The 20,698-nt window shown below is 46.3% G+C and carries 18 protein-coding genes and 1 pseudogene; 14 read left to right on the forward strand and 5 right to left on the reverse strand.

The annotated features are described in order from the left end of the window. Positions 1 to 101: 101 nt before the first annotated feature. On the reverse strand, positions 102 to 1,418 hold the full coding sequence (gene steT, locus CDO84_RS06030; protein WP_040083355.1) for a serine/threonine exchanger: 1,317 nt from the start codon (positions 1,416 to 1,418) through the stop codon (positions 102 to 104). A 385-nt stretch (positions 1,419 to 1,803) separates the two neighbouring features. Here steT and CDO84_RS06035 point away from each other — a divergent pair, with 385 nt between their 5' ends. The 4 genes and pseudogenes from CDO84_RS06035 to CDO84_RS06045 all read left to right on the forward strand — a co-directional run bounded on the left by CDO84_RS06035 (position 1,804) and on the right by CDO84_RS06045 (position 6,125). Next, positions 1,804 to 2,754: a ring-cleaving dioxygenase gene (locus CDO84_RS06035; RefSeq protein ID WP_040083354.1), complete on the forward strand. Its 951-nt coding sequence runs from the start codon at positions 1,804 to 1,806 to the stop codon at positions 2,752 to 2,754. 84 nt (positions 2,755 to 2,838) lie between these two features. Further along, positions 2,839 to 2,984 (forward strand): annotated as a pseudogene (locus CDO84_RS21345) (hypothetical protein). Between the two features lie 7 nt (positions 2,985 to 2,991). Then, positions 2,992 to 5,142 carry a glycosyltransferase family 39 protein gene (locus tag CDO84_RS06040; protein WP_040083353.1) on the forward strand — a complete coding sequence of 717 codons (2,151 nt, stop codon included), beginning with the start codon at positions 2,992 to 2,994 and terminating at the stop codon, positions 5,140 to 5,142. 11 nt (positions 5,143 to 5,153) lie between these two features. Beyond that, positions 5,154 to 6,125, forward strand: a complete 972-nt coding sequence (locus CDO84_RS06045) for a glycosyltransferase family 2 protein (protein WP_014663672.1) — start codon at positions 5,154 to 5,156, stop codon at positions 6,123 to 6,125. Positions 6,126 to 6,308: 183 nt separating this feature from the next. Here CDO84_RS06045 and CDO84_RS21550 read toward each other — a convergent pair whose 3' ends face one another. Together CDO84_RS21550 and htrA are read right to left on the reverse strand one after the other, a co-directional pair. After that, entirely contained in the window at positions 6,309 to 6,485 is a 177-nt protein-coding gene (locus tag CDO84_RS21550; RefSeq protein WP_052438167.1) for a hypothetical protein, read from the reverse strand. A 159-nt stretch (positions 6,486 to 6,644) separates the two neighbouring features. Further along, positions 6,645 to 8,015, reverse strand: a complete 1,371-nt coding sequence (gene htrA / locus CDO84_RS06050) for a serine protease HtrA (RefSeq protein WP_040083352.1) — start codon at positions 8,013 to 8,015, stop codon at positions 6,645 to 6,647. A gap of 165 nt (positions 8,016 to 8,180) precedes the next feature. Here htrA and proG point away from each other — a divergent pair, with 165 nt between their 5' ends. From proG to CDO84_RS06100, 10 genes are all read left to right on the forward strand, one after another. Further along, a complete protein-coding gene (gene proG, locus CDO84_RS06055; RefSeq protein WP_040083351.1) occupies positions 8,181 to 8,999 on the forward strand; it encodes a pyrroline-5-carboxylate reductase ProG in 819 nt (272 codons plus the stop codon). 127 nt (positions 9,000 to 9,126) lie between these two features. Further along, positions 9,127 to 9,951 (forward strand): D-aminopeptidase DppA, encoded by an 825-nt coding sequence (dppA, locus tag CDO84_RS06060; RefSeq protein ID WP_040083350.1) that lies wholly within the window; start codon positions 9,127 to 9,129, stop codon positions 9,949 to 9,951. A gap of 16 nt (positions 9,952 to 9,967) precedes the next feature. Beyond that, positions 9,968 to 10,894: a dipeptide ABC transporter permease DppB gene (gene dppB / locus CDO84_RS06065; protein WP_014663677.1), complete on the forward strand. Its 927-nt coding sequence runs from the start codon at positions 9,968 to 9,970 to the stop codon at positions 10,892 to 10,894. Positions 10,895 to 10,899: 5 nt separating this feature from the next. After that, on the forward strand, positions 10,900 to 11,862 hold the full coding sequence (dppC, locus tag CDO84_RS06070; protein ID WP_014663678.1) for a dipeptide ABC transporter permease DppC: 963 nt from the start codon (positions 10,900 to 10,902) through the stop codon (positions 11,860 to 11,862). 4 nt (positions 11,863 to 11,866) lie between these two features. Continuing rightward, positions 11,867 to 12,874: a dipeptide ABC transporter ATP-binding subunit DppD gene (gene dppD / locus CDO84_RS06075; RefSeq protein ID WP_040083349.1), complete on the forward strand. Its 1,008-nt coding sequence runs from the start codon at positions 11,867 to 11,869 to the stop codon at positions 12,872 to 12,874. Between the two features lie 2 nt (positions 12,875 to 12,876). Continuing rightward, positions 12,877 to 14,526, forward strand: a complete 1,650-nt coding sequence (dppE, locus tag CDO84_RS06080; protein ID WP_082033051.1) for a dipeptide ABC transporter substrate-binding protein DppE — start codon at positions 12,877 to 12,879, stop codon at positions 14,524 to 14,526. A gap of 87 nt (positions 14,527 to 14,613) precedes the next feature. Further along, positions 14,614 to 15,573, forward strand: coding sequence for a S66 peptidase family protein (locus CDO84_RS06085; protein WP_040083347.1), 960 nt, complete (start codon positions 14,614 to 14,616; stop codon positions 15,571 to 15,573). After that, on the forward strand, positions 15,570 to 16,670 hold the full coding sequence (gene ykfB, locus CDO84_RS06090; protein WP_040083346.1) for an L-Ala-D/L-Glu epimerase: 1,101 nt from the start codon (positions 15,570 to 15,572) through the stop codon (positions 16,668 to 16,670). The genes CDO84_RS06085 and ykfB overlap by 4 nt, the downstream gene beginning before the upstream one ends. Continuing rightward, on the forward strand, positions 16,667 to 17,557 hold the full coding sequence (gene eepC / locus CDO84_RS06095) for a gamma-D-glutamyl-L-lysine dipeptidyl-peptidase (protein ID WP_040083345.1): 891 nt from the start codon (positions 16,667 to 16,669) through the stop codon (positions 17,555 to 17,557). Before ykfB ends, eepC begins: the two co-directional genes overlap by 4 nt. A gap of 12 nt (positions 17,558 to 17,569) precedes the next feature. Then, complete coding sequence (locus CDO84_RS06100; protein ID WP_040083344.1) at positions 17,570 to 18,559, forward strand: ABC transporter ATP-binding protein; 990 nt, start codon at positions 17,570 to 17,572, stop codon at positions 18,557 to 18,559. Between the two features lie 35 nt (positions 18,560 to 18,594). On the opposite strand, the gene pgl is transcribed toward CDO84_RS06100, so the two are convergent. Together pgl and CDO84_RS06110 are read right to left on the reverse strand one after the other, a co-directional pair. After that, positions 18,595 to 19,644, reverse strand: coding sequence for a 6-phosphogluconolactonase (pgl, locus tag CDO84_RS06105; RefSeq protein ID WP_040083343.1), 1,050 nt, complete (start codon positions 19,642 to 19,644; stop codon positions 18,595 to 18,597). 89 nt (positions 19,645 to 19,733) lie between these two features. Beyond that, positions 19,734 to 20,594 (reverse strand): dimethylarginine dimethylaminohydrolase family protein, encoded by an 861-nt coding sequence (locus CDO84_RS06110; protein WP_040083342.1) that lies wholly within the window; start codon positions 20,592 to 20,594, stop codon positions 19,734 to 19,736. Positions 20,595 to 20,698: the final 104 nt, after the last annotated feature.

The raw sequence follows: 20,698 nt of genomic DNA on the forward strand, positions 1-20,698 counted from the left end.
TCTGCTTAACGTAAAAAGTATATCAAAAGTTGTGTTTTTCCTGTCAACTTTTATCTTCTGTTTCACCAAAAAACGGTTCCCTAAACAAGGGAACCGTTTTATCAGCTTGCTTTTCGTTTTTTCATCCAGTAATAAACAGGCAGTCCGGCAAGGCCGATGAGGATGGATAATCCGCAGCTCATTGTATCTGTAATGAGTGTGCTGCCTAATACAAAGAAGGAGCCTGCGATGGCCAAAATCGGCATGAATGGATAAAGCGGAACACTGTAGGCGCGCTTTTCTCCCTTTGTTCGCTTGCGGAGAATAAACACTGCAAAAAAGGCCATCACATAAAAAATGTAGATCATAAAAATAGAGATTTCAGAGAGCTTATCCGGGTTGCTGATCAGCATCATAATCAAAGCCAAAGCAATCTGGAAGGAAATCGCGATCCATGGTGTGCGGAATGTCGGGTGTACATGTGAAAGCTTATCAGCAAATGGAAGCTGTTTGCGTTCTGCCATTGCAAATGAAACACGCGGAAAAGAAAGTACTTTTCCATTTAAACATCCAAAGATGCTGACGATAATTCCGACACTGATCAGCTTTCCGCCAATTGAACCGAACAGCATGGTGGCAGCAGTGCTTGTCGCATTTTCGCCAAGTGTGACAATTTCGTTCGCAGACAGGATGTGAAGCAATGCAAAGTTAATGAAAATATAGATGGCTGTTACGATTAATAATCCGCCCGTCATTGCGCGTGGCAGCAGCTTTTCGGGATTTTTCATTTCTCCGCCGAGAGCGGCCAGAAGAATCCATCCGTCGTACGCAAATAGTGTAGCCAAAATGGCCGCTCCGAAGTTCATATCGGAAATACTTTCGTTTACTGCTGTGAAGATGTGCTGATCACCTTTCCAAAGGCCGAAGATGATGATGCATGCAATCGGAATCAGTTTACCGATCGTTGTCAGCGTTTGGACAAAGCCGCCGTATTTTGTACCGATTATATTAATGACGCATAAAAAGAGAACTGCTATAATTCCGATTGCTTTTGACAATCCAGATCCCCAGCCGAAAAGATTCGCCATTAAAGAGCCAAAATATAAACCCAGCGCGGCTATAATCGCCGGACCGTAAATGATAATCTGCACCCAGCCGCACAAAAATCCCCAAAATTCGCCATACACTTCTTCAAGGTACGTATAAAGCCCGCCGGTTTTTGGAATCTGCGTTCCGATTTCCGCGATTGTCAAACCGCCCGCCAGTGTTAAAATACCGCCTAACAGCCAGGCGAAAAGCGCGGTTTTTGAATCACCAGAATAAGAGAGCACAGCGCCGGGCTTCATAAAAACACCAGAGCCGATAATGGTTCCGATGACAAGAGTAAGGGCAAATAAGAGGCCTATCTCTTTTTTCAAACCGTTGTCTTCAGTATGCATGTCCGTAACCTCCTATGGTGTTGAAGCTTCATGATGAAGAATCTTTTTTTCATATTGTAAACCCTATTTTAGAAAAGTGAAATAAAATAAATTTTCTGATTTTCGATATTTGCTTTTCGTTCTGTTTAAAAAACGGTGAAACGTCTCTTTTAACAATCTATAAACGAATGAATCGCATTATTTCTTTTTATAAAGTTCGTGTTTTCTGCAGAGGAATTTTAGACGGATCAGAGGAGAGGCAGAAGTCAGAAAATGAACGAACCGTCGGTGAAGCTGATATGTTGACTTTCCCTTGCGAATAAAATACCTTGTTATTAGAACAATAAATAGATAACTATGATATGATATCTCGAAATCGAGATAAAATAACCTGGAGGGACAGCATATGAAAGTCAACGGCATTCACCATGTATCGGCATTAACGGCCGACGCACAAAAAAACTTGGATTTCTATAAGAAAGTATTAGGATTAAAGCTCGTCAAAAAATCCGTCAACCAGGATGAACCGACAATGTACCATCTGTTCTACGGAGATGAAGTGGCAAATCCGGGAACTGAGCTGACGTTTTTCGAGATTCCTCGCATTGCACCATTTCATGCGGGAACAAACAGTATTTCTTCTATTGGGTTGCGCGTCCCAAGTACAGAAGCTCTGCATTACTGGAAAGAACGTTTTGAAGAGCACGAAGTGGTACACAGCGGTATCTCAAAAAGAGCCGGACGTGACATATTGGCATTCCAAGATCATGAAGGGCAGCGGCTTGTGCTGACTGCTGATGAGAAAGGAAAAGGATATGGTCTGCCTGTTAAACAGAGCGGCATTCCGGAAGAATTTTCGTTTCGCGGATTAGGGCCGGTTGAACTGACTGTGCCATATGCCGAACCAACCTTACACGTGCTGACGAATATTCTTGGATTTACAGAAATCAGCCGTGAACCAGTTGGAGGACAAGGAACCGCTGTTATTTTGGAATCAGGTGAAGGCGGTGCGGCAACGGAAATCCATTTAATAGAAAGAAACGATCTTCCGCGCGAGCGCCAAGGCAAAGGAAGTGTTCACCACGTCGCATTTCGGGTAAGAGATGAAGAAGAACTTGCCGGGTGGCATCAGATCATCAGCCGGGAAGGCTTTAGCAATTCTGGCATTGTTGAGCGCTACTATTTCAAGGCGCTGTATTTCAGAGAACCGAACGGCATTTTGTTCGAGTTATCAACAGACGGACCGGGCTTTATGGTAGATGAAAATCTTGATGAGCTTGGCCAAACGATCGCTCTTCCGCCGTATCTTGAGCATCGAAGAGCTGAAATTGAAGCGAAATTGAAACCGATCCAATAATTTATGATTCATCTGCCTTCCGGCGCCGCCGGAGGGCTTTTTTATTTTGGTAAAACAGCATCACCCATTGGAAGGAAATATCAGATTACGGTTGGGAGAAATGGCTTGAGACCAGCTGTATCTAGGATGATTGGCATCAAATGGTCTCGGCAAAAATATTGTCTTTGTTTATTAATAGTTTATTCATATTTGCTTGTTACACTATTTCCAAGTTAGACAAAAAGGAGTGAAAAACACGTGGAAAAGAAAAAACGCGAGCTGGATATCGTCCTCATCCTCATTTTGCTCGCATCTGCATTCTTAAATATCTATAACATCTGGAATGATGATACGGTGAATCCTTACTACACCGCTGCAGTCACAAGTATGATGCAAAGCTTTCATAATTTTTTCTATGCCTCATTCGACGCGGCGGGGTTTATAACGGTTGATAAACCGCCTATTACGTTCCAGATACAAACCATCAGCGCACTTATATTCGGTATGCACGGGTGGAGCGTCATCCTGCCTCAGGCACTTGCTGGTGTAGGTTCTGTCCTTTTAATGTATCTGTTAATAAAACCGACATTCGGTAAGACGGCAGCAAGAATTGCCTCTTTCATCATGGCATGTACACCGATCGCGGTGGCTGTGGCCCGTACAAACAATGTTGATGCATTACTGGTATTTTTCTTATTGCTTGCTACATGGCTTCTCTTTAAAGCGATCAGAAAAGGAAAGCTGATCTGGTTGTTAGCAGCGTTTTTCGTTGTTGGAGTAGGTTTCAATACAAAAATGCTGCAGGCTTACATGATTTTACCGGCTTTCTTATTGTTCTATCTGATTGCGGCAAACGCCACAATCAAGAAAAAAATCATTTCGCTGGTAAGTGCGTTAGCCGTATTAGCAGCCGTTTCGTTATCGTGGCCGCTCATTGTTGACAATATCCCTGCAAGCAAGCGGCCTTATATCGGAAGCAGCCAAACCAACTCTGTGCTGGAATTGGCTTTTGGTTATAACGGAATCCAGCGGCTGACAGGCCAAAATTCCGGCAGCGGCCAGGGTGCGCCAAACAAAGACGCTTCAAAAGAAATGTCTTCTTCTGATAACACTCAAGCACCGCCTAATCAGTCATCAAGTGATGACAAATCCTCAAATGGAAATATGGCGGCACCTCCATCCAATGGCCAAATGCCAAGCGGAGGAGAAATGCCAAACGGCGGTCAAGGAGGACCTCCAAGCGGTGGAGATGGCGGCCAAGGAGGACCTGGCGGAGACGGAGGGAAAGGCGGAACAGGAACCGGCTCAAAAATGCAATCAGGTTCAGGAATGTTTGGAACGGGAACACCTGGTCCACTGCGGCTTTTCCAAACAGAGTTATCTGATCAAATCAGCTGGCTTCTGCCATTTGCGATTTTTGGAATCGCAGGCTTACTGATCGCTGGCGCGAGAGAAAGAAGAAGATTATCTATAGAGCAGAAGGAAACGGTGTTCTGGGTAGCGTGGCTTGTACCGATTGCCGGATTCTTCAGTGTCGCAGAATTTTTCCATCATTATTATCTCATCATGCTGGCACCGCCGATTGCGGCTCTTGTCGGTGCGGGGTGGGTTGCCCTTGTTCATCTGTACCGCAATCAGACAGGCTGGAAATCATGGCTTCTGCCAGGCGCAATCATTGCGACAACTGGATTTGAATTGTTTATTCTCAGAAACTACAACGATCAAATCGGTGTTGGATGGAGTATCGGGGTAGGGGTTATAGGCGTGTTGTCAGCGATTGCTTTGCTGCTGTTCAAACAGCGCCAAAAACCGATCAGTTATTATACTTCGCTTGTAGCTCTTCTCGCATTGCTGGTGATGCCGATATATTGGGCAAGCACACCGCTATTGTACGGTGGCAACAGTTCACTGCCTGAAACAGGCCCTCAGCTCGCATCAATGAGCGGAAAAGGCATGGGAATGTCTGATGCGACTGTAAATGAAAAACTGATCAAATATTTAGAGGAGAATAACGCCGGAGCTGAATACCTATTCGCCACAACCGATTCGAACACAGCGGCGCCATATATCATTAAAACGAAAAAAGCTGTCATGGCTATTGGCGGATACAGCGGTTCTGACCCGGCGATCACGCTGACTCAATTTAAAAAGCTCGTAAAAGAAGGAAAAGTGAAATACTTCTTGGCTTCAGGAATGGGGAAAGGCGGAAACAATGACATTGTCGAATGGGTTGAGAAAAATGGAAAAGAAGTAGCATCAGAAAAATGGCAATCAAGTTCTGATCAAGAAGATACTGCAGCTGATACATCAAGCAACAGCAAGGCTTCAGGCCAAACCGGCAAAATGGGCGGCGGACCTGGCGAAATGAACCAGTCAGCAACATTATACGAACTAAATGCTGATGAATAGGAGGAAAAAACATGAGCAGACATATTCAATATTCAATTGTTGTACCTGTGTATAACGAAGAGCTTGTCATTCATGAAACCTATCAGCGCTTAAAAGAGGTCATGGATCAAACGAAGGAAAACTACGAGCTGCTTTTCGTCAATGATGGCAGCAAAGATCGCAGTATTGAGATTTTAAGAGAGTACAGCCTGATCGATCCGAGAGTAAAGATTATAGACTTTTCAAGGAATTTTGGGCACCAGATCGCCATTACAGCGGGTATGGATTATGCACAGGGGAATGCCATCGCCGTCATTGACGCCGATTTGCAGGACCCTCCTGAGTTAATTTTAGACATGATTGAAAAGTGGAAGGAAGGCTATGAGGTCGTATACGCCGTACGTACAAAACGAAAAGGGGAAACCTTTTTCAAAAAACAGACAGCGGCCATGTTTTACCGGCTTCTCAGCAGCATGACAGATATTGATATCCCGATTGATACCGGGGATTTCCGCCTCATGGACAGAAAAGTCTGTGATGAAATGAAAAAATTAAAGGAAAAAAACCCTTTTGTCCGAGGACTCGTCAGCTGGGTAGGCTTCAAACAAACGGCAGTTGAGTATGTACGTGATGAAAGGCTTGCTGGAGAAACGAAATACCCGCTTAAGAAAATGCTGAAGCTTTCAATGGACGGCATTACAACATTTTCACATAAACCGCTGAAGCTGGCAAGCTATGTCGGGGTCTTAATGTCAGGCGCAGGATTTCTGTATATGTTTATCGTACTGTATTTGAAGCTGTTCACAGACAGCACGATTACCGGCTGGTCATCACTTATTGTGATCCAGCTCCTGTTCAGCGGCATTGTCCTTCTGATTCTCGGCATGATCGGCGAATATATCGGCAGAATCTATGATGAAGCCAAAGACCGGCCGCTTTACATCGTACAGAAATCGTACGGGATTGAAAATAAAAGACTCTATAGAGACCAGCACATGTCATAACCTTAAAACCTCTGTTCTTAACGGACAGGGGTTTTTTTATGTTCTGTCGATCAAAGTGAAAAATGCGAATAGATATATGGAATAAGAGAAGGAAGAAGAGATTTCGGGCTTGCACTTCGGTTCACTCACGCTGAAAGAAAAACGGCAAAGCCTAACCGTTTTCGTCTTAGGCTTTGCCGTATGTCAGCTGTTATATTGGGGGGCTTTTAAGAAACGCATGATCACTGCTGTACCAGTGACGTTTAATAGAATACTGGCACCCAGTACAACTCCCCATGCCAACGTCGATTCAGAGAGAAGAAAGCTCAGCAAAAGAAAAGCTAATCCTGCGCAGATCATACTCAATCCCGCGGTTTTCATGTTTATACCTCCTAGCAAACGATGTTTCTAGCATCTTGATGCGAATGATGTCAGTCTGTATGATATACGGATATCTCGCCAGAAAGTTTCATAGAGCAGTTAGGTCTTTGTCTATTAAAAAAGCCTCAGGCCGAATTTTGCGACCCGAGGCTTTATCTCTTACGAAGTTTTCTCTTCTTTTTGATCGAGTTTAATTTTTTTCGTCATTTCTTTGCCGTTTCTGAGAATTTTCACTTCAACGGTATCACCGATTTTTGCGTCTTTATATAAGATATTGCGCAATTCACTGCCTGTATCGGTTTCTTTACCTTTTAGGCCGATGATAATATCCTCCGCTTTTAATCCAGCCTTTTCAGCAGGAGAGCCTGAAGCGACCTCACGGATGTAAACACCTTTATTCAGCTGGCTGCCGAACAGGCCGAGTGTGCCTTCTTGGTAGTTTTGCGGCACTTGTTCTAGATCAAGCATGCTGACACCGATATATGGACGTTCAATTTGCCCTTTCGACAGCAATTCTTCAGCAATCGGTTTTACGTCATTGCTTGGAATGGCAAATCCGATACCCTCAACATCATCCTCACTGATTTTCATACTGTTAATGCCGACAATTTTGCCGTCTGTATTTAACAAAGGACCGCCGCTGTTACCTGGGTTAATTGCTGCGTCTGTCTGAATGACGTTAATGCTCGTTTCGCCGGCTGAAGTAGACATTGAAACCGTCCTGTCCACGCCGCTTACAATTCCTTGTGTTACCGTGCGGGACAGGTCTTTTCCAAGCGGGTCCCCAATCGCAATAACGGTATCGCCTGTTCTGAGATCAGATGAATTTCCGAAGTTTGCCACTTTTGTGACATGATCCTCACTGATTTGGAGGACAGCTAAATCAGTTAACGAGTCACTGCCTACCAGCTTTGCTGTCACTTCAGTGCCGTCATATAAAGATACCTTCAGTGAAGATGCTCCTTCTACGACGTGGTTATTTGTAATGATATAAGCCTTGCCATTCTCTTTTTTGAAAATGACACCAGACCCTGAACCGCTTTCTGTGTCTTCGCTGGAATCAGAGCTGGAACTGGATGAGCCAGAGCCGAACAAAGAGCTGTTTGATTGTGCCTGAAGATTTGTAATGCCGACTATTGCTGGTGAAAGGTCTTCTACCATATCTGAGATTTTAGAAGAGTCCTCGCTCTTGAATGCAGATGAGCTGCTTGAGCTTGATGAGCTTTTTTTAGATTCAGAGGACGTGCTTTTAGCAGTAACAGATTGCGTTTGCTGCTGGCTGGATGATTGTTTTGCAGTGTCCTGAGAATCATGGTCGCCAAGCGGTGTAAACGTGTAAATGCCAAGGGCGAGACTGCCGCCGATCACTCCGCCAAGCAACGGCCTGAACCATCCGAACCCTCGTTTTTTCTTCTCCTGATCATGAATGACATTGCGTGCTGAGTAGGAGGTGCTCTGATCGTTCTCTTTTGTTAAAAAGACCTCATTCTCATTACCTTCCGTTCTGTTTTCATCACGATAGTTATCCATTATGTTCACTCCGTTTCTCTATTTTCACATTACTATTTATGATAGGTTTATGACTTGAGTTTATCATAAACAAAAACTGTGGGATAAAAATGAAAAGATTATGGGAAATTGTGAAAAAGTGCGGAAAACGGTACACTTCTTATTGTATATGAAAGGACTGAGTCGATGGAACAGATTGGATTGATTGGCTATGGCAGCATGGCGGATATGATCGCCAGACAGCTGTTAAAGCATGGACAAATAAAAGAGAATGAACTATTTATTGAAACGAGAACGAAGGGGGAGCGGCTGCAGGTACTCATGTCAGATTACCCAAACGTATCGGCTGATTCGCTGGAGAATTGGGCAAATACATGCCAATTGATTTTGATATGCGTCCCGCCGCTCCATGTCATCGAAACAATGCGCCGTCTGCACCCGTATGTGAACAGAAATACTCACATCGTATCCATAGCTGCCGGTGTGCCGCTGCGTCTTTTGGAGGCGGAAACAGAAGCGGGTATCTCACGCGTTATTCCTGCCATTACGTCCGAAGCAGAAGCCGGCATCTCACTTGTCGTTCACAGTGAAGCACTGGCTGCGGAGAAGAAAGAGCATCTAAATGAATTGTTATCGGTTTTCAGCCGTGTACGAGAAATCAAAGAATCGAATGTTGATGCGGCCAGCAATTTAACGAGCTCGGCACCGGGATTCATAGCTGCAATCTTTGAAGAATTGGCACTGTCTGCCGTCAGAAACAGCAGCCTGTCCAAAGAAGAAGCCTTTGATTTTCTGATTCATTCACTATACGGAACTGGCAAGCTGCTGATTGAAAAAAATATGTCTTTCGAGGAGACGCTGGAACGTGTTGCAACGAAAGGCGGAATAACGGGAGAGGGAGCTGAGGTGATACGCGCCTCTGTGCCGGACGTTTTTGATCAGGTGTTTGAAAGAACGCTGAAAAAATATGAACTGCTTACAGAACAGACAGAAAAACAGACATGAATCCTTGCAAGAGGATTCTTTTTTATCACTGAATGGTCGAGATTTTCCCCAGTTATATTGCATTTTTCCTCTTTTTTTAATATAATTTGTTAGAATATTCATAATTTAGTAAAAAAGGAGGAGCTTTATGAAATTGTACCTGTCAGTAGATATGGAAGGTATTTCGGGTCTTCCGGACGATACCTTTGTGGATTCCGGCAAGCGTAATTATGAACGCGGGCGGCTCATTATGACTGAAGAAGCAAACTACTGTATTGCCGAAGCATTTAACAGCGGGTGTACCGAGGTGCTGGTCAATGACAGTCATTCGAAGATGAATAATCTGATGGTTGAAAAGCTTCACCCTGAAGCAGATTTGATTTCCGGTGACGTCAAACCATTTTCTATGGTTGAGGGACTGGATGATACGTTTACAGGCGCTTTGTTCCTCGGTTATCATGCGAGAGCCTCGACTCCCGGTGTCATGTCACACAGCATGATTTTCGGGGTCCGTCATTTTTACATAAACGATCGGCCTGTCGGTGAGCTTGGGCTAAATGCATACGTTGCCGGTTATTATGATGTCCCTGTATTAATGGTGGCCGGGGATGACCGGGCGGCTAAGGAAGCGGAAGAGCTCATTCCGAACGTGACGACAGCCGCGGTCAAACAAACGATTTCAAGATCTGCAGTGAAGTGCTTGTCGCCTGCGAAAGCCGGACGGTTGTTGACAGAAAAAACCGCATTTGCCCTGCAAAACAAGGACAAGGTCAAACCGCTTACACCGCCTGACAGGCCGGTTCTGAGCATTGAATTCGCCAATTACGGCCAGGCAGAATGGGCGAATCTGATGCCGGGAACGGAAATCAAAACGGGAACCACAACCGTTCAATTTCAGGCGAAGGACATGCTTGAGGCCTATCAGGCGATGCTTGTCATGACTGAGCTTGCGATGCGGACATCATTCTGCTAAAGGGGTGTTTTAGGCTTTGGCACGATACATGATAAAGCGTTTTTGGGCAATGGCAGCTACGATTTTGGTGATTACCACCCTGACTTTTGTTCTCATGAAGGTCATTCCCGGATCTCCTTTTAACGAGGAGAGAGGCACAAATGAAGCCGTTCAAAAAAATCTCGAAGCCTACTATCACTTAGACGATCCTCTCATTTTCCAATACATCATCTACCTAAAATCCATCATTACATTCGATTTTGGACCTTCAATAAAAAAACCATCCGACAGCGTAAATGACATGCTGGAACGCGGATTTCCCGTTTCCTTTGAGCTTGGAATGACGGCGATTGTCATTGCTGTGATTTCTGGGCTGGTACTGGGCGTAATCGCTGCGCTCCGCCGTAATGGCTTTTTGGACTACGCTGCGATGAGTCTTGCGGTACTTGGCATCTCCATCCCGAATTTTATTCTCGCAACATTGCTCATCCAGCAATTTGCAGTCAATCTCAAACTATTTCCTGCTGCCACATGGACGAGCCCGATTCATATGGTGCTTCCGACCGCAGCGCTTGCTGTAGGGCCAATGGCGATCATTGCCAGGCTGACACGGTCAAGCATGGTCGAAGTTCTGACTCAGGATTATATCCGCACAGCAAAAGCAAAAGGGCTTTCCCCGTTCAAAATTATTGTGAAACACGCACTCAGAAATGCACTCATGCCCGTCATTACCGTCCTGGGCACACTCGTCGCCAGCATCTTAACAGGAAGCTTTGTCATTGAAAAAATCTTTGCCATTCCGGGAATGGGAAAATATTTTGTGGAAAGCATTAATCAGCGGGACTATCCCGTGATTATGGGAACGACCGTTTTTTACAGCGTCATTCTGATCATCATGCTGTTTTTGGTCGACTTGGCCTACGGTCTCTTAGACCCGCGCATTAAACTGCATAAGAAAGGGTGAAGCGTGTGAATCTCCCTGTACAAACGGATGAACGCCAGCCAGAACAGCACATTCAGGTGCCGGATGAGTGGTTTGTCTCAAATCAGGAAAAAAATCGGGAAGCCGATTCGGTCAAGCGGCCGAGTTTGTCATACACGCAGGATGCCTGGAGGAGGCTGAAGAAAAATAAATTAGCGATGGCCGGACTCTTTATTCTATTATTTCTTTTTGTCATGGCAGTTATCGGGCCCTTTATATCGCCTCATAGTGTCGTACGCCAATCGCTGACCGAACAAAATCTTCCGCCCTCAGCCGATCATTGGTTCGGCACCGATGAACTCGGCCGGGATGTGTTTACCCGAACATGGTATGGCGCGAGAATTTCGTTATTTGTCGGCGTGATGGCAGCGCTGATTGATTTTGTGATCGGTGTCATTTACGGAGGCGTTGCCGGCTATAAAGGCGGCAGGATTGACAGCATTATGATGCGGATTATCGAAGTGCTGTACGGGCTGCCGTACCTGCTTGTTGTCATTTTGCTGATGGTGCTCATGGGGCCGGGACTGGGCACGATTATTGTGGCGCTGACTGTGACCGGATGGGTCGGCATGGCGAGAATTGTAAGAGGCCAGGTGCTTCAGATTAAAAATTATGAATATGTGCTCGCCTCGAAAACCTTTGGCGCGAAAACGTTTCGCATCATACGGAAGAATTTGCTGCCGAATACTATGGGAGCGATCATCGTACAAATGACATTAACCGTACCTGCCGCTATATTCGCAGAATCATTTTTAAGCTTTCTCGGCCTCGGCATACAGGCCCCGTTTGCAAGTTGGGGCGTGATGGCGAATGACGGCCTGCCTACGATTTTATCTGGGCATTGGTGGCGCCTGTTTTTTCCGGCCTTTTTCATATCTCTGACGATGTATGCGTTTAATGTGCTGGGGGACGGATTGCAGGATGCGCTTGACCCTAAGCTGAGGAGGTAGCTGTATGGAAAAAGTTCTGTCAGTCCAAAATCTGCACGTGTCTTTTACGACTTACGGCGGGACGGTTCAGGCGGTCAGAGGGGTGAGCTTTGATTTGTATAAAGGAGAAACCTTTGCGATCGTCGGCGAATCCGGCTGCGGCAAAAGCGTTACCTCCCAAAGCATCATGGGCCTGCTTCCGCCTTATTCGGCGAAGGTGACAGACGGCAGCATTCTATTTAAAAACAAAGACCTTTGCCGTCTCTCTGACAAAGAAATGAGAAGCATAAGGGGAGCCGACATTTCTATGATTTTTCAAGACCCGATGACGGCGTTAAACCCGACGCTGACTGTCGGCGACCAGCTGGGGGAAGCGCTATTGCGCCACAAAAAAATGGGCAAAAAAGCGGCGCGGAAAGAGGTGCTTTCCATGCTGTCATTGGTCGGTATTCCAGATCCCGAAGAGCGCCTAAAGCAATATCCCCATCAATTCAGCGGCGGCATGAGACAGCGGATTGTCATTGCGATGGCGCTGATTTGCGAGCCTGACATTTTAATTGCGGATGAACCGACCACCGCCCTGGATGTAACCATTCAGGCCCAGATTTTAGAGCTGTTTAAAGAGATTCAGAGAAAAACGAATGTGTCTGTCATTCTGATTACGCACGATTTAGGGGTCGTTGCCCAGGTAGCTGACAGAGTCGCAGTCATGTATGCCGGGAAAATAGCGGAAATCGGCACAAGAAAAGATATTTTTTATCAGCCGCAGCACCCATATACAAAAGGCCTGCTGGGCTCTGTCCCGCGGCTGGATTTAGATGGCGCTGAGCTGACCCCGATTGACGGAACACCGCCGGATTTATTTTCACCTCCGCCGGGCTGCCCGTTTGCCGCCCGCTGTCCGAACAGGATGGTTGTGTGTGACAGGGTATACCCGGCCCAGACGATCAGGTCTGACTCGCATACTGTCAACTGCTGGCTGCAGGATCAACGAGCAGAGCATGCTGTGCTGTCAGGAGATGCGAAGGGTTGAACATGAAAAGGGGGAAGAGGATGAAACGAGTGAAAAAGCTATGGGGTATGGGCCTTGCATTAGGACTTTCGTTTGCGCTGATGGGATGCACAGCAAATGAACAGGCCGGAAAAGAAGGCAGTCATGATAAGGCAAAAACCAGCGGAGAAAAGGTGCTTTATTTAAACAACGAAAATGAACCGACTTCATTTGATCCGCCGATCGGTTTCAATAATGTGTCATGGCAGCCGTTAAATAACATCTTGGAGGGGCTGACGCGTCTTGGCAAAGAGAATGAGCCCGAGCCGGCAATGGCGGAGAAGTGGTCTGTATCAAAGGATAAAAAAACCTACACGTTTACGATTCGAGAAAATGCGAAATGGACAAACGGAGATCCGGTAACTGCCGGAGACTTCGAATACGCGTGGAAGCGGATGCTTGATCCGAAAAAAGGCGCTTCATCGGCATTCCTAGGCTATCTTATTGAAGGCGGCGAAGCGTATAACAGCGGGAAAGGGAAAAAAGACGATGTGAAGGTGACGGCAAAGGATGATCGAACCCTTGAAGTTACGCTGGAAGCACCGCAAAAATATTTTCTCAGCGTCGTCTCCAATCCAGCGTATTTTCCAGTAAACGAAAAGGTCGATAAAGACAATCCAAAGTGGTTCGCTGAGGCGGATACTTTTGTTGGGAACGGTCCGTTTAAGCTGACGGAATGGAAGCATGATGACAGCATCACTATGGAGAAAAGCGACACGTATTGGGATAAGGATACCGTAAAGCTTGATAAGGTGAAATGGGCGATGGTCAGTGACAGAAATACAGATTATCAGATGTTTCAATCAGGCGAACTTGATACTGCTTATGTCCCTGCAGAGTTAAGCGACCAGCTGATGGATCAGGATAACGTCAATATTGTTGACCAGGCGGGTCTCTATTTCTATCGGTTTAATGTGAACATGGAGCCATTTCAAAATGAAAACATCAGAAAAGCCTTTGCGATGGCTGTGGATCAAGACGAAATTGTAAAGTACGTCACGAAAAATAATGAAAAACCGGCGCGCGCCTTTGTATCGCCTGGATTTACGCAGCCCGACGGCAAAGATTTCCGTGAAGCGGGCGGAGACCTGATCACGCCTAACGAAAGCAAAGCGAAGCAGCTGCTCGAAAAGGGGATGAAGGAAGAAAACTATAATAAGCTTCCTGCGATCACGCTTACTTACAGCACAAAGCCGGAGCATAAAAAGATTGCCGAGGCTGTCCAGCAAAAATTAAAAAATACCCTTGGAGTCGATGTAAAGCTGGCCAATATGGAATGGAACGTATTTTTAGAGGATCAAAAAGCGCTGAAATTCCAATTCTCTCAAAGCTCATTTTTACCTGATTACGCGGACCCTATCAGTTTTCTGGAAGCCTTCCAAGCGGGAAATTCGATGAACCGCACAGGATGGGCCAATAAAGAATACGATCAGCTGATCCAAAAGGCGAAAAATGAAGCCGATGAAAAAACACGTTTCTCTCTTATGCATCAAGCTGAAAAGCTGCTCATCAATGAAGCGCCGATCATTCCAATTTATTTTTATAATCAGGTTCACCTGCAAAATGAACAAGTAAAGGGAATTGTCCGTCACCCTGTCGGCTATATCGATTTAAAATGGGCAGATAAAAACTGATGGCGGTGATTGAGGAAATACTGCTTCTTTATGCGAAGGAGCGGTATTTTTTCTCTTTCTTTCACGTATACGTAGGGTGCAGAGCAAATGAAAGGAGTGTTTCCGTTGAATCACAAGCCGAAAGCGCTGAAAAAGGGTGATACAGTCGGAGTGATCGCGCCCGCAAGCCCGCCGGATCCAAAAAAGCTTGACACCGCGCTTTTATTTTTAGAAGAGCTCGGTCTTCAGGTGAAGTTGGGCAAGGCACTGAAAAACCAGCACGGTTATTTAGCGGGACAGGATGATGAGCGGCTGGCGGATCTCCATGAGATGTTCAGAGACGAGGAGGTGAAAGCAGTGCTGTGCGCATGCGGGGGGGTTGGGACAGGACGTATCGCCGCGGGCATTGATTTCAACTTAATCCGCAAACACCCTAAAATCTTTTGGGGATACAGCGATATTACGTTTTTACATACTGCCATTCATCAAAACACAGGTCTTATCACCTTCCATGGCCCGATGCTTAGCTCGGATATTGGCCTTGACGACGTTCACCCGCTGACAAAAGCGTCATATAAGCAGCTCTTCCAGGAGACGGAATTCACCTATACTGAAGAGCTTTCTCCGCTGACCGTGCTTGTTCCCGGCAAAGCGGAAGGTGAGCTTGTCGGGGGAAATCTGTCTTTGCTGACGTCTACACTGGGCACGCCATTTGAAATTGATACGAGAGGAAAGCTTCTATTTATTGAAGATATTGACGAGGAGCCTTACCAAATCGACCGGATGCTAAATCAGCTGAAAATGTCGGGGAAGCTGACGGAAGCGGAGGGGATTTTAGTTTGTGATTTTCACAATTGTGTCCCGGTGAAGAGAGAGAAGTCTCTCTCTCTTGAGCAAGTGCTGGAAGACTATATTATAACAGCCGGAAAACCTGCTCTGAAAGGATTTAAAATTGGCCACTGCTCCCCAAGTATTGCCGTTCCGGTCGGTGCGAAAGCTGCTATGAATACAGCAGAAAAAACAGTTGTAATAGAGGCAGGCGTTTCAGAAGGGGCGCTGAAGACATGAAAATCATTCGAATCGAAACAAGCCGAATCGCCGTCCCGCTGACAAAGCCATTTAAAACCGCGCTTCGCACTGTGTATACGGCTGAATCAGTCATTGTCAGGATCACTTATGACAGCGGCGCAATCGGATGGGGGGAAGCGCCGCCGACGGTCGTGATTACAGGTGACAGCATGGATAGCATTGAAAGTGCCATCCACCATGTGTTGAAGCCGGCATTGCTTGGAAAAAGCCTGTCGGGCTATGAGGCTATTCTGCACGACATCCAGCATCTTCTTACAGGAAATATGAGCGCGAAGGCTGCTGTGGAAATGGCGCTATACGACGGCTGGGCGCAGATGTGCGGACTGCCGCTTTATCAAATGCTTGGCGGATACCGGTATGCGCTTGAAACAGATTATACCGTCAGTGTCAACTCACCTGAAGAGATGGCCGCGGATGCCGAGAATTATTTCAAACAAGGCTTTCAAACGCTGAAAATAAAGGTCGGAAAAGATGATATCGCAACAGATATCGCCCGCATTCAGGAAATCAGAAAACGTGTCGGATCAGCTGTGAAACTGCGTTTAGACGCTAATCAGGGGTGGACGCCGAAGGAGGCTGTAACTGCTATTCGAAAAATGGAGGATGCGGGCCTTGGCATTGAGCTTGTCGAGCAGCCTGTTCATAAAGATGATCTCACAGGGCTTAAAAGGGTGACAGATGCGACAGATACACCGATTATGGCTGATGAAAGTGTTTTTACACCGCGGCAGGCATTCGAAATTCTGCAAACCCGAAGCGCAGACTTGATCAATATTAAATTGATGAAAGCGGGCGGCATCAGCGGAGCAGAGAAAATCAATGCCATAGCGGAGGCCTGCGGGGTGGAGTGCATGGTCGGCAGCATGATCGAAACAAAGCTGGGCATTACGGCCGCGGCGCATTTTGCGGCAAGTAAAAGAAACATCACACGCTTTGATTTTGACGCGCCGCTGATGCTGAAAACAGATGTCATCAAAGGCGGTATAACATACAGCGGCAGCACGATTTCAATGCCTGGCAGACCGGGTCTCGGAATCACCGGGGCTGCGCTTTTGAAAGGGGAAACAGAGCAATGATGCACACCGTCATATCAGCAGTGGCCAACATCTGGACAGCGCCTGATTCACCGCGTCTGTCTGATCAATTCATGCTTCAACCGACTGTAAGGATCAGAGACTGGCTGGAGCGCATGACGTATGATGAACGGCTTGGTTTATGTACAGACAATGTAATTCAAACTCAGGTTCTCTTTGGCGAAAAAGTACTTGTGACAGCGGAACAGGGGGAATGGGCTTCTGTGATCGTGCCTAGCCAGCCATCCCGAAAGGATCCGCGCGGATACCCGGGCTGGATGAAAAAGAACCAACTGGAAAAATCTACACCCATCCATTCACAACACGATGTGATGATCAGCAAACCTGCTGCCTTTTTGTACAAAAGCAATGGAGAAAAGGAGATCGAATTGAGCTTTTTGACAGTTCTCCCCCTCATTGCAGAAGAAAACGGATATTTTAAGGTTTCGACCGTTTTTGGGGAAAGGTTTGTGAAGCAAAGTGATGCAGTGCCTGTCAGCGAACAGAAAGGAACTGCTGAAGACATCATTCAAACGGGGGCGTTTTTTCTTGGCCTTCCCTATCTGTGGGGAGGGATCAGCGGGTTTGGGTTTGATTGCTCCGGGTTTATGTACAGTATATTTAAGGCCAATGGATACCGCATCCCCCGTGATGCAGGAGATCAGGCTAAGGCGGGGGAGGATGTCCCGCTTGATGATATGAAGGCTGGTGACCTGCTGTTTTTTGCTTATGAGGAAGGAAAAGGAGCGATTCATCACGTCGGTCTCTCTGTTGGCGGCGGGAAAATGCTTCATTCTCCAAAGACGGGAAAATCAATCGAAATCCTTACATTAAAAGAAACAATCTATGAAAAAGAACTTTGTGCGGTGCGCCGCTGTTTTTCAGAATAAGGAGGGAGACAAATGACGCCACTGCCTTTGTTAGAGGTCAGCAAGCTAAAAATGCATTTTGACGCAGGGAAAAAGCGGACAGTCAAAGCCGTCGACGGGGTTACCTTTCAGATTCGTGAAGGAGAAACGTTCGGGCTAGTCGGGGAATCAGGGTGCGGTAAATCAACCTTGGGGAGAGTGCTGATGCGCCTCTATCAGCCAACAGAAGGAAGTGTGGTATACCGCGGCACAAATCTTCATGCACTAAGTGAAAAAGAGCAGTTTGCCTTCAACCGCAAACTGCAGATGATTTTTCAGGACCCCTATGCTTCATTGAACCCGCGCATGACCGTTCGAGAAATTATTTTGGAGCCGATGGAGATTCACAATCTCTACAATACCCATAAAGCGCGGCTTCTCGTCGTGGACGAGCTGCTTGAGGCAGTTGGGCTTCACCCCGATTTTGGCAGCCGTTATCCGCATGAATTCAGCGGCGGGCAAAGACAGAGAATCGGGATTGCGAGAGCACTGTCGCTGAATCCCGAATTTATCGTGGCGGACGAACCGATTTCTGCTCTTGATGTCTCGGTTCAAGCGCAGGTGGTCAATCTGCTGAAGCGGCTTCAAAAAGAAAAAGGGCTCACATTTTTATTTATTGCCCACGATCTTTCGATGGTGAAGCATATCAGTGACAGGATCGGTGTCATGTACTTAGGGCACATGATGGAAATTACAGAGAGCGGCACTTTGTATCGTGAGCCGCTACATCCCTATACAAAGGCGCTTTTATCCTCGATTCCGATTCCGGATCCCGAATTGGAGGACAAGCGTGAGCGTATTCTCTTGAAAGGGGAGCTGCCGAGCCCAGTCAATCCGCCGAGCGGCTGCGTGTTTCGGACCCGTTGCCCGGAGGCGATGCCTGAATGCGGGGAATCCCGTCCCCAGCTTCAAGAAATCGAACCCGGCCGCTTTGTCGCTTGCCATTTGTATCGAACTGCTGAGACGAGAGAAAAGGTGAGATAGACAAAAAAGACTGGCTCCTGAGCCAGTCTTTGCTTTTATGCTTGATGTAAAAATTTCACACAAACCGGGTAAGGGACAGAAACAGTTGATGGAAGCAGTGTCAATCTGCCGGTTTCTTTGTCTCTTTCAAACAGGACAAGGCTGCCTGTTTCTTCATTTGAGGCAACGAGGAACCCTTCCGTTGGGTCAAATACAAAGTCACGAGGCCAGTTTCCTTCTGTCGAAACTCTTTCTATGAAAGCCAGCTCTCCTGAATATTGATTCACTTCAAATACGGCGATACTGTCGTGGCCGCGGTTTGCGACGTAAACAAAGCGTCCGTCCTGTGTGACATGAATTGCACTTCCCTGGCTGTTATCCTTAAAATCATCAGGGATGGCAGAAACGACCTGGATTTCTCTAAATTCACCGGCTGTCGGATTGTATTCAAGCGCAATCACTTCATTGCTTAATTCTGTCATGACATAAGCGTATTTTTCTTTCGGATGAAAAGCGATATGGCGAGGCCCTGTACCGGGAGCGAAGGAATGGCTTCCGGATTCAGCCAATACGCCGTCTTTCAGCTTATAGGTGTACAGCTTATCTGTACCTAAATCAACCGCTACGACATAATTGTGTTCAGGTGTGAACCCTGCGTAGTGTGTATGCGGTTTTTCTTGTCTTTCGTGCGGCCCTTTTCCTGTGTGAGCGGCTTCAGAAGCAGGTGATTGCAAGCTGCCGTCTTCCTGAACCGGAAACGCGTGTACCTTCCCGCTGTGATAATTGGCAGTCAGTACGAATTGATTTTGATCATCAACACTTACGTGGCATGGAGAAGGACCATCAATTAACTGATGATTCAGAAATGTCAACTCGCCGCTGTTTTTATTGATTTGATAGGCAGCAACTCCGCCTTGGCCGTCTGCTTTTTCGATGGAATAAAGGATGGTGTTGTTTTTATTCGGCGTCACATATGTCGGGTTGCCCAGCTTAGCGGCAAGCTTTGGCTCGCTGAGTGCTTTTTTCTCAGTATCAAGCTCAAATGAATAAATTCCTTCGCTTCCGCCTTTTGTATATGTTCCGACATATCCTATGTATTTTGTCATGCGATTTCCCCCTTAAAAATGATGTCACCTCTATATTAACGTATCTTGATAAAATAAGCTGTTCAAAACATGAAAAAGGGGAAGATTCTTCATTCGCCGCGAATCAGCGGCAGTGTACAGCACCTGAAGGAGCCGCCTGATTTGATGATTTCTGACAGGTCAATTTCGATAATGTGATAGCCTCTTTTTGATAGCTCTTGATTGACATGTCGGTTGCCAGGGAGGCTGATGATCGTTTTTCTCCCGATTGAAAGGACGTTGGTGCCAAGCGTAAATTGTTCGTCCTCGGGCACTTCAATAAGGTCATAACGTTTTGCCAGCATATCAGCTGCCTCTGACTCAAGTGCTTGAGGATAAATTAACGCTTCGCTTTCAGATACAATGTTAAAAACACAGTCCAAATGCAAAAATTTTTCATGCAGCTTCACTGGAACGATCGTGTACTCAGGCAGTGCCTCTTCAAGCTGGCCGATGGCTGAAATGTCGGTGCGCTGGCTGATTCCGACATATACGGTGTCACCATCGATAATGACATCCCCGCCTTCAATGCTTGTATCAAGCATACGGGTGTAAGAGATACCTTGGCTGTGAAAAAAATCTTTTATAACGGCTTCTTCTCCTTGGCGAATCGGTTCAGTCATGCTCGACAGAAAGGCTTTTTCTCCGATGACAAACCCTATATCCCTAGTAAAAACCTGTTCTGGGAGTCCGTCGCGAACGGGCAAAAGGATGACCTCAACGTTGTGTGATCTGAGTGCCTCCACTAAGCGGCTGTGCTGATTGTTGGCGGTTTTCACATGAATATTGTCATCTTCAAAATGTTTTTGTGTTTCGTTTATGACATCTTTTATGGTCATGTGCTCAGGTCTGCATAAAACCACTTTCTGAAGTGTGCCGTATTCCGTTCGACATACCGTTTTGTGCTGAGATTTCGGGATGGATACGTCCATTTGTTTTTCCTCCTAAAGTATGAAGAATACATTTATTATTCCCTCATCATGAAAATCATTAAACCATTTTAAATTTTAGACAAATGGAAGAGAATATTGTTTAA

Source organism: Bacillus sp. MD-5 (genome assembly GCF_002201875.1).
In the GTDB taxonomy this organism is placed as follows: Bacteria; Bacillota; Bacilli; order Bacillales; family Bacillaceae; genus Bacillus; species Bacillus stercoris.